Genomic DNA, 12,711 nt, shown 5'->3' on the forward strand with positions numbered 1-12,711 from the left:
AAGCTGTGGCTACTGGTAGAAATTGCGCGGCCAGACGTGTGCGGCAAGTGCGACTTTCAACTCGGCCGGGAAAGGCGCGCCGTCACTGTAGATCACATTCATATCCACCTGCTCTGGGTTCAACATGCCCGGGATCACGCAAGACAGCTCGGGGCAAGACAACACATAGCGCATCGCCGCCTCGGCCAAAGTCGGATAATATGGCGTGCAGAGCGTCTTCAAAGCCCGCACGCGTGCCAGCGTTTCGGCAAACCGATCCCCCCGGAACAACTGCGCAGGAACCGAGCCTGCAGCAAAGCTGGCATAGGTGCCCTCATCCCAATGCCCGACCAGCGACCCTGAATCCAACGGCACCCGTGCGATAAAGCCTTGATGGCCCGCGCCCGCCTGAAACAAGTCCCCCGCCGGGCGTTGCTCGAACAGGTTCAGCACAACTTGTTGGCTGGCAACCAACCCCAACCGCGCCAGATCAACCCCATCGGCAGGGCGATAGTCGCGGATCGAGACGCCGATCTGGTCGATCTTTCCCTCGATGCGCAAGGCGTTCAGGGTCTCAAGCCAATCAAGTTCATAAAGCCCCGACCCCATCCAAGAGTGCAGTTGAAACAGGTCAATCCGCTCCAGTTGCAACCGACGCAGGGCGTCATCGACCATACGGCGCAGATACCACGCCGGATAGCGCCCGCGCATCTGCGGAGCCTCGTCATCGGGTGCGGGCCATTCCACTGGCTGCGCCTTGGTGGCGACGTAAATTTTACGACCAGACCAGGTGCGCAAGGCACGTCCGATCACCTCCTCGGCATGGCCGTTGCCATAGATATAGGCGGTATCCACGAAATTGACCCCGCGATCAAAGGCGTGGTGCAAAGTTCGGATTGAGGTGTCATCATCCACCACGCCCCAATCGCCGCCCAGTTGCCATGCGCCAAAGGCGATCTCGCTGACCTGCCACCCGGTGCGGCCAAAGTATCGATATTGCATCAAACCCCTCCCCTTCGCGTGGCCAAGTTAGGCCACAACGTTGGGTTGGGAAGCGTGACGCTGATCGTTTTCCATCCTGAGTGGCAATCGAAACCCCAAGCGGGCGTTCAGGGGTTTTGCGATGATCTGGGTTTTGACCGCTTGACCCTGAGCCTAGTGGCGGCGCACCGAGTTTCCACCGTCGATGATTTTGTTGATCAGCGCCGCCACGGCCGCATGCGTTGCGGCGGAGATATCGCCGGCAGGCACATTCTCATGCGCAGCGGCAGCGTCTTTGAGGACGCCGACAATTTCAGTTTCAGGAAGAACTTTGCGATCGTTCAGTGCAAGCATCAGGCGTTCAGTGCAAGCATCAGGGATTCGCAGATTGCAAGGGCGGCAAGTCCAGCAACGTCGGGGACAGCGGACATCAAATTTAACTTTCTGTAGGGAGTCTGTGGGGCTACCACGTTTTGCGCAACCCCGCAGATATCTTTACGGTTAAACTGAATAACGTGCTAATCTGCATCAGTATCAACGGCCCTGATATGCAGCACATAGCGCCGGGCTGGTCTCTGGCCCGCAGTCGCAACCCAAAGGGGTAAGGTATGGCGGAACAAAGTACTGGACTGTCGATTTTGGACAGCCCCTTTGCCCGCAAGCTGACAGCATTCGTTCATTTATCGCAGGATGATTTGTCAGTTTTGTCAGATGTTTATCGCCGCAGGCGCAGCTTCCCGGTTGGTCGCGACCTGATCCATCAGGGTCAAGTAGACCAGTCCGCGTATATCGTAGCCTCAGGCTGGGCCTGTTCTTACAAGCTCCTACCGGGCGGCACGCGCCAGATTGTTGACTTCCAGATTCCGGGCGATTTCTTGGGGCTGCGGTCGGTTTTGTTCCGCACAGCGGATCACAATGTCGAACCGATCACCCGAGTTCACGCTTCAGAGGTCAAAGAGCACGATCTGCTGATGGCCTTCACCCAAACGCCGCGTTTGGCCACAGCCGTGCTTTGGGCAGCCTCACGCGATGAGGCGATGGTGGTGGAGCATTTGGTGGGCTTGGGCCGACGCAATGCAAGCGAACGCATGGCGCATTTCCTGCTGGAACTGGGCGCGCGCCTGAAACTGGTAGGGCTTGCGGATCGGAAGGGCTATAACTGCCCGCTGTCACAATATCTGCTGGCAGATGCGCTGGGGCTCAGCGCGGTGCATGTCAACCGCGTGCTGCGCGAGTTGCGCGAGGAAGGGCTGCTGACCTTCCAAAAGGGTAAGGTTTTGTTTCACGACTATGAGTCTTTGGTCGAGTTATCCGGCTTTGACCGCGCTTATCTGGATCACGAAGGCCCGCTGCTGCGGTGATCTTGGTGCTTTAGTAACGCCTATGAGGTGCCGTGAAACGCCAGAGCCAACGAGGAATCGGCCGATTTAGCCCCAACGTTTCACTGCAGTTTTCACCAAAACTGAACCGCACATAGTCACGGTTCAGGGCTAAATCTGCCACTGCAAATGCGCCGTAACACTGATCCAAGTTTGCGTTTGCACATTTTTCACCGCGAGATCGGGGCGCTTACCCCCAGCGGTTTTGCTTTGGCACCATCAGCTTCGTTTTTTGAAAATGCGGATCCCTGACTGATCGTAGTTAGTGCGAAGAATCGTTCCAGAGGCCAAATTGATCGCAGCACGGTTGATCCGCTGCTACCGTTTGGCCCACCCCCACTTTGCGTTTTTCATGATGAGGAGCCAGACAATGGCAAACGAAAACGCTGTTTTTCTCGCCCCGCATGTCGATGCTGGCGGCACCAATAACGATGTCACGGAATATGATGTCGTCGCAGAGATGATCTCTGTGCGGGACGATATGGTCAAATTTGCCCAAAGCTTGCAATGCGTTGCAAATCTCTCGACCGACAGTTTGGGCAATGACCTGTTATTTTGCGCAACCAAGGCCACCAGACATTTTGGGCACGAAGGCCAAGATGCCCAAACCTGCATCACAGCTGCGACAGCGAGAAACCCTTACACCGCGGTTGTCACATTGGAACTTGCAGCCGAAATGAGCAATTTGCTTGGTGCTTTGGGCTGATATTGCAGTCAGATGATCTGATGATCCGGCATTTTGCAATTGCGGGTTGTGAGTTGGACAAGAATATGATGGGCTGTATCAGTGGCTTGGCAACCGACTTGGCAGTTGCTGCCTGCCACCGATGGGCGCGCCACACGCTTAACTCGCCCGATGCCCATGCTCGGCACATATAAAATGCAGGTCTAAGCACCCCGTGAAAATAGCGGCCCTGCTAAACTTGGGCCCAAACAAAACATCGCACGATGGGAACGATTGCCTCTCGTCCGAGTTGTATTTTTATCTTTGCGAATCTTGAAAGGAAAGCCGATGAATTGGGACCAGATCGAAGTCAAATGGGCGGCGATGGCCCGTCGGGTGCGGTCCGATTTGCCGCAAAATGCGCGGCTTGGGCCAAGCCAAGCCAAGCCCCTCACGCAGCCAAGTGACCTGCCCGAGCCGCAACCCGCAGAAGTTAGCGCGGCGAACACAAGGTGACGGGGCGCTTGCGCCTGCGCGGTTGGCTGCAGAGCACGCCCGTCGACAAGCTGTGGAGTGACAAAGCACCGATCCGCTCTGATCTTTTTGGGATCGAGCGGTTAGAGCACCATGCGGTAAGCTTGGCAGCGGCTCAACCCATCAGCCAAGACCACCCTCTTGCGGTGTCCAGTCTGCTGACGCGGGTGAAAGATAATGCCAAGGCTTTGCTCGCCGCCTATCGGGCAGGGGCGCAGTCGCTGGATGCAGGCCAGGCCATCACCCCCGCCGCCGAGTGGTTGTTGGACAATTTTCATATCGTCGAGCAACAGCTGCGCCAGATCGAAGACGATCTGCCGCCCGGCTATTATCGGCATTTGCCGAAACTGGCGGATGGCCCCCTGGCCGGGTATCCGCGCGTGCTGGGATTGGCTTGGGCCTATGTTGCGCATACCGATAGCCTGTTGTCTGAGACGGCCCTTTTGCGTTTTGTCCAAGCCTATCAAACAGTTCAGCCGCTGACGATTGGCGAGCTATGGGCGGTGGCGATCACCCTGCGCATCGTGCTGATCGAGAATATGCGGCGCTTGGCAGAGCAGATCACCGAAGCAAACGGCTTGCGCCAAGCTGCCGACGATTTGGTCGATCAGGTCTTGGCCTCCAGCGCTTCCGGTGTTTCTGCCCATGCGGTTCTGGCCGGGTTGGATGGTGTTGATCTGCGCGAGATCATGGCGGCACAGGTGGCCAAACGCCTGCGCGGCACCGATCCGGCGGAAACGCCGCTGGCGGGTTGGCTCGATGACCGTTTGCGGCATTTGGGGCTGTCGGTTGAGTCGGTGGTGGCGAATGCGCAAGCGCGGCAAGGCGCGTCGAATGTGACCATGCGCAATATCGTCGCCTCGATGCGGCGGCTTTCCGAAATGGATTGGGCCGATTTTTTTGAAGCGGCCAGCTTGATTGAGGCGCGCTTGCGCGCAACTTCGGGCTACGGCGAGATGGATTTTGCCACCCGCAACAGCTACCGCACCGCCATTGAAATGCTCGCCCGCCATTCAGGCCATGGCGAGGCTGCGGTGACGGAAGCTGCTTTGACCATGGCGCAAACGGGCGACACGCCTGCCGCGCGTGATCCGGGTTTTGCGCTGCTTGGCGCGGGTCGCGATGCCCTGTGTCGCAATCTCGGCTATGCGCCGCCCCTGCGCATGACACTGGGGCGACAGTGGCGGCGGATGGGGTTGCCGGGGTATTTGGGCGCGATTGCTTTGGCTTCGGTGCTGTTTCTGACCGCGGCCTTGTGGCTCACAGGATTGCACAGTGCAGCGCTTATTCTCAGTGGCGTCTGCCTGGCGGTTGAGGCTGGAGCCGCGCTGGTCAATCTGCTGATCACCCGGCTGGTCGGACCCAAGCCGCTGCCGGGCCTGTCGCTGGAAGACGGCATCCCCGCAAATTTGCGCACGCTTGTTGCGGTGCCTGTCTTGCTGGCCAATGTGCAAGACCTGATGCAGCAGATCGAACAACTTGAGGTACATCACCTCTCCAGCGTCGGTGGGGCGCTGCATTACGCGCTGTTATCCGATGGCCCGGATGCAGCCGAGGGCACCACGCCACTTGACACCGCTTTGATCACCACAGCGCGCGCAGCGATTGCTAAGTTGAATGCCACCTATCCCTCCGGCGATGGCGACAGGTTTCTGTTTCTGCATCGCAAGCGGCAATGGAACCCGTCCGAAGGCGTTTGGATGGGATGGGAGCGCAAACGCGGCAAGTTAATCGAGTTGAACCACCTGCTGCGCGGCGCGATGGATACCTGCTTTTTGCCCGGTGCTGTGGTGCCGCAAGGCGTGAAATTTGTCATCACGCTGGATGCCGACACACGGATTTTGCGCGACACCGTGCGGCGGTTGATCGGCAAAATGGCGCATCCGCTGAACCGTCCGGTCATCGACCCTGCCACTCAGCGCGTGATTACGGGCTACGGCATTTTGCAGCCGCAGGTGACCCCAGCCTTGCCGCTGGGGATGGACGGCTCGCTCTATCAACGGATCTCCTCCAGCCCCGGTGGGATTGAGCCCTACGCGGCGGCAAGCTCGGATGTGTATCAGGATTTGTTCTCTGAAGGATCGTTTACCGGCAAAGGCATATATGACGTTGATGCTTTCATGGCAGCCATCGAAGGCCGGGTGCCGGACAACACCTTGTTAAGTCATGATTTGTTCGAGGGCAGCTTTGCGCGCGCGGGCCTTGCCTCGGATATTCAGGTGGTCGAGGATTTCCCCGCCCGCCAAGACGTCGACGCCCGCCGCCAGCACCGCTGGGTGCGCGGCGATTGGCAGTTGTTGCCGTGGATCAGTGGCAGCCGGAAAACCACGGGCGGAATTTCGGCGGTCAACCGCTGGAAGATGCTCGACAACCTACGCCGCTCTCTACTGGCCCCGATGACACTGCTTTCGTTGTTTGTTGGCTGGCTGTTGCCGCTGCCGCAGGCCTTAGCTTGGACGGCGGCGGTGCTGGTGTTGCTGGCCCTGCCAAGGCTGATCGCGCTGCCGCTGGCCATTCTGCCGGGACGTGCGGGGATCACCGCGCGCAGTCACTTTCAGGCCCTGTTGGCGGATGTAAAGATCGCGTTTGCACAGATTTGCCTGACGGTGGTTCTTTTGGCGGATACGGCGGCGCTGATGCTGGACGCAATTGTTCGCACCGCTGTTCGGTTGCGCAGCGGCACGCATTTGTTGGAATGGCTGACGGCGGCGCAATCCAGCGGCGGCTGTCTTCCCAGCTATGCCCGGTTCTATTTGCTTAAAGCGCGCGGCGTGGCGCTGGGGCTGCTCATCTGCGGCTTGGCCGTGGCTTTGAATGGCCCTATCTGGCCATTGGCCCTGACCTTTGCCACCATTTGGCTGGCCGCCCCTGCCGTCGCACGCCTGATCAGCCTGCCCCGCATGGGTCGCGCCATGCCACCGCTGACCACTGCTGAGAGCACCGCATTGCGCCTGATCGCCCGCCGCACTTGGCGCTACTTTGAGGCCTTTGTGACCGAGGCCAACCATTTCCTGCCCCCCGACAACTTTCAGGAAATCCCACGCCCGGTGGTGGCCACTCGCACCTCGCCCACCAATATCGGCCTGTATTTGCTGTCGGTGACGGTGGCGAAAGACATGGGCTGGATCGGTCAGGCTGAGGCCGTGACGCGGCTGGAGCAAACCCTGAGCACAATGCAGCGCCTGCCACGGTTTCGCGGCCATCTTTACAACTGGTACGACACCTCAGACCTGCGCGTGCTGGACCCGGCCTATGTCTCCAGCGTCGATAGCGGTAACCTTGCGGGCCATCTGATTGCCGTCGCGCAGGCCTGCCAAGAATGGCAAACACGCCCCTCAGCACCCGACCTGCGCGGGCTGCAGGAGGCGCTGACTTTGGCGCTTGAGGCGCTTTCGGCCAACCCAGAGCCGCAATTGTCTGCCCTGCTTGAGCGCGTGGCAAACCAACCCGCACTTGCACCTCAGGCCGCCGCATTGGCCGAGGCCCATGCCGGAGCAGACTCAGAACTGGCGTTCTGGACCCGTGCGGTTGCCGCCAGCCACGCCAGCCAACTGGCTGATCCCGCTTCACCCGAACGCCTGCGCGCCGTGGGCGATCTGGTGCGGCAACTGGCAATGGATATGGAGTTTGGCTTTCTGATGCAGCCGGAAAAGCAGCTGCTGTCGATTGGCTTTTCCGTCTCGACCAACACGTTAGACGCCAACTGCTATGACCTTCTGGCGTCAGAGGCACGACTTGCCAGCCTGTTTGCGATTGCCAAGGGCGATGTGGAAACCCGGCATTGGTTTCGGCTTGGTCGCGGAGCCACCCCGATCGGCGCGGGATCGGCGCTGATTTCTTGGTCGGGCAGCATGTTTGAATATCTGATGCCCTCGCTGGTGATGCGCGCGCCTGCGGGATCGGTGCTGGATGAGACAAACCGCCGGATCGTCGAGCAACAACAGGCCTATGCTGCAAGTCTAGGTATTCCATGGGGCATCTCGGAATCTGCTTACAATGCCCGCGATCTGGAGATGACGTATCAATATTCCAACTTCGGCGTGCCGGGGTTGGGGCTGAAACGCGGCCTCAGCGAAAACCGCGTGCTGGCCCCCTATGCCACTGGGCTTGCCACAATGGTCGATGCCCAAGCGGCGCTGCAGAACTATGCGGCTTTGGCTGATCTGGGCGCAGAAGGGCGCTTTGGCTTTTATGAAGCGGTGGATTTCACCGCGTCCCGACTGCCCGAAGGTGCCACCAATGTCGTGGTGCGCAGCTTTATGGCGCATCATCAGGGCATGACCATCACCGCCATCGCCAATGTGCTGCATCATGGGCTGTTGCGCGACCGTTTCCACGCCGAGCCGATCATTCAGGCGGTCGAGATGTTGTTGCAAGAACGGGTGCCGCGCGATGTGCCCATCGCCCCGCCCCGCGCCAAAGAAGTCTTGGTGGCGGCGGTCGAAACCCTGTCCACCCCCGTTGTGCGCCATTTTGACAACCCGATCACCGTTGCGCCAACCGCTCATCTGCTGTCCAACGGCAGCTATGGCGTGATGCTGACCCCAACCGGCGCGGGCTTTAGCCGCTGGCGCGATCTGGCGATCACCCGCTGGCGCGCCGATGCAACGCAGGCACAGCATGGCGGCTTCATCTATCTGCGCGATGTGCGCTCGGGCGGGCAATGGTCGGCGGGCGTGCTGCCCATCGGGCGGGATTCCGGCCTACACCGCGCGGTGTTTTGTGAACATCATGCGGCCTTCACCCACACCGCCCGCCATCTGCTGACCCATACCGAGGTGGTGGTCTCTGCCGAGGATGACGCCGAAGCTCGCCGCGTGACGCTCACCAACACCGGGCGTCATCCGCGTGAGATTGACGTAACCTCTTACGCCGAACTCGTGCTGGCGGCCCCCTCTGCCGATCTGTCGCATCCGGCGTTCTCAAAGCTGTTCGTTGTCACCGATTATCTGCCCGAACTGGGCGTGCTGATCGCCACGCGGCGCAAACGCAGCCCGTCTGACCCCGAGGTCTGGGCCGCGCATGTCGCCGTGGTGGAAGGTGCCGAGACAGCACCACTGCAATACGAAACAGACCGGGCGCAGTTCATCGGGCGTGGCCAGATGCTAAGCAATCCCGCCGCCGCCGAATCCCCGCTTTCCGGCACCATCGGCACTGTGCTGGACCCAATATTTTCGCTGCGCCGTCGGGTGCTGATCCCCGGTGGCGGCCGCGTGCGCGTAACGTTCTGGACCATGGTGGCCGACACGCCCGAGGCTTTGTTGGATCTAGTCGAACGCCACCGCGACCCCTCCGCCTTTGGTCGCGCAGTGACACTCGCTTGGACACAAACGCAGGTGCAACTGCGCCATCTGGGTGTCAGCGCGACCACCACCACCGATTTCCAAAGGCTGGCCGGTATGTTGGTGCGCGGCGATGGGCGGCTGCGGGCCAATGCGGCGCAAATCCGCGCCGGGGCCGGGCCACAATCCGATCTCTGGGCTTTGGGCGTGTCGGGCGACCTGCCAATCGTGTTGTTCCTGATCAGCGATGCCGAGGATATCGGGCGGCTGCAAGGGGTGCTCGCAGCGGCAGAATACTGGCAGATGCGGCAGTTGGCGGTCGATCTGGTGATCCTGAACGACCGCGCCTCGTCCTATGTGCAAGACCTGCAAATCGCGATTGAAGCCGCCGTGCGCTCGTCCCAAGCCCGCCCCAGCACAACGGGAACAGGCGGCAGGATCTATACTTTGCGCGCCGATATGACCCCACACGAGACGCGCGCGCGTCTGATGGCCGCAGCCGCCATAGTGCTGATCGCCAGCCGGGGCAGCATCGGCGCGCAGCTTGATCTGCTACCCGTCACCCCAGCCCCTGCGCCGCAAAAACTTGCGCTGCCTGCCTTGCCCAGCGCGTCGATCACTCCGCCGCAGCTTGAGTTCTTCAACGGAACCGGTGGTTTTGATCTGGATGGCCGCGAATATGTCACCGTGCTGCAAGATGGCCAAAGCACCCCCGCGCCATGGATCAATGTTATTGCCAACCCCAGCTTCGGCTTTCAGGTATCCGCCGAGGGCAGTGGTTTCACTTGGGCCGAAAACAGTCGCGAGAACCAGATCACCCCGTGGTCAAATGACCCGGTCAGCGATCCGGCGGGTGAGGCGATCTATCTACAAGACCTTGAAACCGGGCAAATCTGGACCCCCACCGCTCTGCCCATCCGCAGCAAGGGCAGCTACATCGCCCGCCACGGCTTTGGCTATTCCCGCTTTCAGCACACGGCCAACGGCATCGACGCCGATATGGTGCAGTTCGTGCCGATGGATGCTCCGGTCAAAATCACCCGCCTGACGCTGCGCAATGCCTCGGATCGCGCGCGTCGGCTTTCAGTGACGGCCTACGCCGAATGGGTGCTTGGCACCTCTCGCGGTGCTACGGCCACGGCGCTGATCACCGAAATCGACGCGGAGACAGGCGCAATTCTAGTCCGCAATCCGCGCGGCATGGCCTTTCCAGGTCGCGTCGCATTCGCCGATCTGGGGGCTGAAACCACCAGCCGCAGCGCGGATCGGGCGGAAATTCTGGGGCGTGCGGGCTCGATGGCCGCCCCTGCGCGACTCAGCGACCTCTCCGGCAATGCTGGGCCAAAGTTCGATCCCTGCGCGACTTTGCAACGTGAAATCACACTCGCGCCGGGGCAAAGCATGGATGTGACCTTCCTGCTGGGCCAAACCACCAGCCCCGAAGAAGCTCGCGCGCTGATCCTTGCCACCCGCGCCCGCGATTTGACGGCGGTGCTGGATGAGGTAAAGACGTGGTGGGGTGACTTGCTCGGCACCGTCCAAGTGCGCAGCCCAGATCGCGCGCTGGATATCATGCTGAACGGCTGGCTGATGTATCAGTCCTTGGCCTGCCGCATCTGGGCCCGCGCCGGGTTCTATCAAGCCAGCGGCGCGTATGGCTTCCGCGACCAGTTGCAAGATGGCATGGCGCTGACCGCCCTGCGGCCCGAGATGACGCGGGCGCACCTGCTTCGCGCTGCCGCACGGCAGTTCCCCGAAGGCGATGTGCAGCACTGGTGGCTGCCTCACTCCGGCCAAGGCGTGCGCACGCGGATTTCCGATGATCGCGTGTGGCTCAGCTATGCGGTGGCGCAATACATCAGCGTTTCAGGCGATGCCACCGTGTTGGATGAAGTCCTCCCCTTCCTCGAAGGTGCCGATCTGCGCCCCGGCGAGCATGACAATTTCTTCCAACCCGGCATTTCCGACACCACCGCCACGCTGTTCGAGCATTGCGCCCGGGGCTTGGATCAGGCGCTTGTACTGACCGGAGCGGACGGCATGCCGCTGATCGGTACGGGCGACTGGAACGACGGCATGAACCGCGTCGGCGAAGCCGGGCAAGGCACCTCCGTCTGGCTCGGCTGGCTGCTGATCGCCACGATCCGCGCCATGCGCCCGTTCGCCGAAACGCGCGACCCCGCCCGCGCCGCCCGTTGGCAGGCCCATGCGGAAAGTGTGCGGTTGGCGATTGAGCGCGACGGCTGGGATGGCGCTTGGTATCGCCGGGGCCGCTTCGACGATGGCAGCCTGCTTGGGTCGTCCAGTTCGGCGGAATGCCAGATCGACTCCATCGCGCAATCTTGGGCGGTGCTGTCGGGGGCTGCGGAGCCTGATCGCGCGGCTACGGCAATGCAGTCAATGACGGATCGCCTGATCAAACCCGACGTAGCCCTTCTGTTCACCCCGCCGTTTGATCACTCGATGCCAGATCCCGGCTACATCAAGGGCTATCCACCCGGCCTGCGCGAGAATGGCGGCCAATATAGCCACGCCGCAATGTGGGCGGTGCTGGCACAGACCCGTCTTGGCAATGGCGACGCGGCAGGCGCTTTGTTTTCGCTACTGAACCCGATCAACCACGCCCTGACGCCCGCCGAAGCCGCGCGCTACAAGGTGGAGCCCTACGTGATTGCCGCCGATGTCTATTCTGTCGCGCCGAACGCCGGGCGCGGCGGTTGGACATGGTATACCGGCTCTGCCGCATGGATGTACCGCGCCGGGATTGAAGGGCTGCTGGGCATCACCCGCCAAGGTGACACTCTGTGTTTCGCCCCGTGTTTTCCAAAGGGATGGCCGCAGGTGGAGCTTCGATTGAACCTCGGTCCCGCGCCCTGCGTGGTGAAAATCCTGAACCCACTTGGTCTTGGCACCGGCTTGAAAGCCGCAAGGCTGAATGGCGAGGACATTGCTTGCGAGGCGGGGGTTCTGACGGTGTCGCTGGATCGGCTTCAAGGGGAGTTGATTCTTGAGATTGGGTAACGCAGTTGCGGGTTCGGCAAGCGAAGCGTGACCATAGAGGGAGGCTAAAGCCTCCCTCTTAGTAACCCGCTGGCTTAGTAACCCGAAGGCTTCGGACTGGTCGCCGCACCCGCAAAAGCCCCGCGCAACTCTGCGGCTGCGCCAGACAACAACCCAACATCACTGCCCACGGCGACAAAACGGGCCCCCAGATCAAGATAGCGCTGCGCCAAGCCGCGATCAGAAGTCAGGATGCCAGCAGCCTTGCCCAACGACATAATCCGCTTCAAAGCGTCTTCGACCGCCATCTGCACCTCTGCCGCTGCCGGATTGCCCAGATACCCCATATCAGCCGCCAGATCAGCCGGACCAATGAAGATCCCATCCACCCCCGGCGTGGCGGCAATCGCATCAAGCTGCGCCAGCCCCGCGCGGCTTTCGATCTGCAACAGCAGGCAGGTCTGCGCATTGGCACTGGCAAGATAGCCGGGCGTGGTCCCAAAATTCGACGCGCGCGCCAAAGCAGCCCCCACACCGCGCACGCCCTGCGGCGGATACAGCATGGCGCGCGCCATCTCAGCTGCCTGTGCTTCGGTTTCGATCATCGGCACAAGAATGGTTTGCACACCCAGATCAAGGATTTGCTTGATCCGATGCACCTCTCCCACTGGCGGGCGCACGATCACATGCGACCGCTGGCCGATGGCTTGCGCCTGCGCCAGAATGGTGGGGATGTCATTCGGCGCGTGTTCGCCGTCGATCAGCAGCCAGTCGAACCCAGCATTGGCGCAAAGGTCAGCCGTGATCGGGTTGGCCAGACCCAGCCAAAGACCGATTTGCGGGCGGCCTGCGGCAAGACCCGCCTTAAAGGTATTGAATGGGGCAGGCATGG

General features: G+C 61.1%; 6 protein-coding genes and 1 pseudogene. 4 read left to right on the forward strand and 3 right to left on the reverse strand.

Annotated features, from left to right (window positions below):
* Positions 1-9 precede the first annotated feature (9 nt).
* Together ACS5RD_RS01360 and ACS5RD_RS01365 are read right to left on the reverse strand one after the other, a co-directional pair.
* Complete coding sequence (locus ACS5RD_RS01360) at positions 10-981, reverse strand: aldo/keto reductase (RefSeq protein WP_489929669.1); 972 nt, start codon at positions 979-981, stop codon at positions 10-12.
* Between the two features lie 153 nt (positions 982-1,134).
* A pseudogene (locus ACS5RD_RS01365) lies at positions 1,135-1,391 on the reverse strand (hypothetical protein).
* A 177-nt stretch (positions 1,392-1,568) separates the two neighbouring features.
* Here ACS5RD_RS01365 and ACS5RD_RS01370 point away from each other — a divergent pair.
* The 4 genes from ACS5RD_RS01370 (at position 1,569) to ACS5RD_RS01385 (ending at position 11,840) form a co-directional block, all read left to right on the forward strand.
* A complete protein-coding gene (locus ACS5RD_RS01370) occupies positions 1,569-2,321 on the forward strand; it encodes a Crp/Fnr family transcriptional regulator (protein ID WP_489929670.1) in 753 nt (250 codons plus the stop codon).
* A 310-nt stretch (positions 2,322-2,631) separates the two neighbouring features.
* A complete protein-coding gene (locus tag ACS5RD_RS01375; protein ID WP_489929671.1) occupies positions 2,632-3,045 on the forward strand; it encodes a hypothetical protein in 414 nt (137 codons plus the stop codon).
* Positions 3,046-3,351: 306 nt separating this feature from the next.
* Positions 3,352-3,519 (forward strand): hypothetical protein, encoded by a 168-nt coding sequence (locus tag ACS5RD_RS01380; RefSeq protein ID WP_489929672.1) that lies wholly within the window; start codon positions 3,352-3,354, stop codon positions 3,517-3,519.
* Complete coding sequence (locus ACS5RD_RS01385; RefSeq protein WP_489929673.1) at positions 3,516-11,840, forward strand: GH36-type glycosyl hydrolase domain-containing protein; 8,325 nt, start codon at positions 3,516-3,518, stop codon at positions 11,838-11,840. Before ACS5RD_RS01380 ends, ACS5RD_RS01385 begins: the two co-directional genes overlap by 4 nt.
* Before the next feature lie 74 nt (positions 11,841-11,914).
* Here ACS5RD_RS01385 and ACS5RD_RS01390 read toward each other — a convergent pair whose 3' ends face one another.
* Positions 11,915-12,709 carry an aldolase/citrate lyase family protein gene (locus ACS5RD_RS01390; RefSeq protein WP_489929674.1) on the reverse strand — a complete coding sequence of 265 codons (795 nt, stop codon included), beginning with the start codon at positions 12,707-12,709 and terminating at the stop codon, positions 11,915-11,917.
* Positions 12,710-12,711: the final 2 nt, after the last annotated feature.

The organism is Cypionkella sp. PAMC25878 (genome assembly GCF_058135695.1).

What these genes read in the sequence shown, in the direction of transcription:
- ACS5RD_RS01360 (WP_489929669.1), bottom strand. Translation starts at nt 981, where the DNA reads ATGCAATATCGATACTTTGGCCGCACCGGGTGGCAGGTCAGCGAGATC.
- ACS5RD_RS01370 (WP_489929670.1), top strand. Translation starts at nt 1,569, where the DNA reads ATGGCGGAACAAAGTACTGGACTGTCGATTTTGGACAGCCCCTTTGCC.
- ACS5RD_RS01380 (WP_489929672.1), top strand. Translation starts at nt 3,352, where the DNA reads ATGAATTGGGACCAGATCGAAGTCAAATGGGCGGCGATGGCCCGTCGG.
- ACS5RD_RS01390 (WP_489929674.1), bottom strand. Translation starts at nt 12,709, where the DNA reads ATGCCTGCCCCATTCAATACCTTTAAGGCGGGTCTTGCCGCAGGCCGC.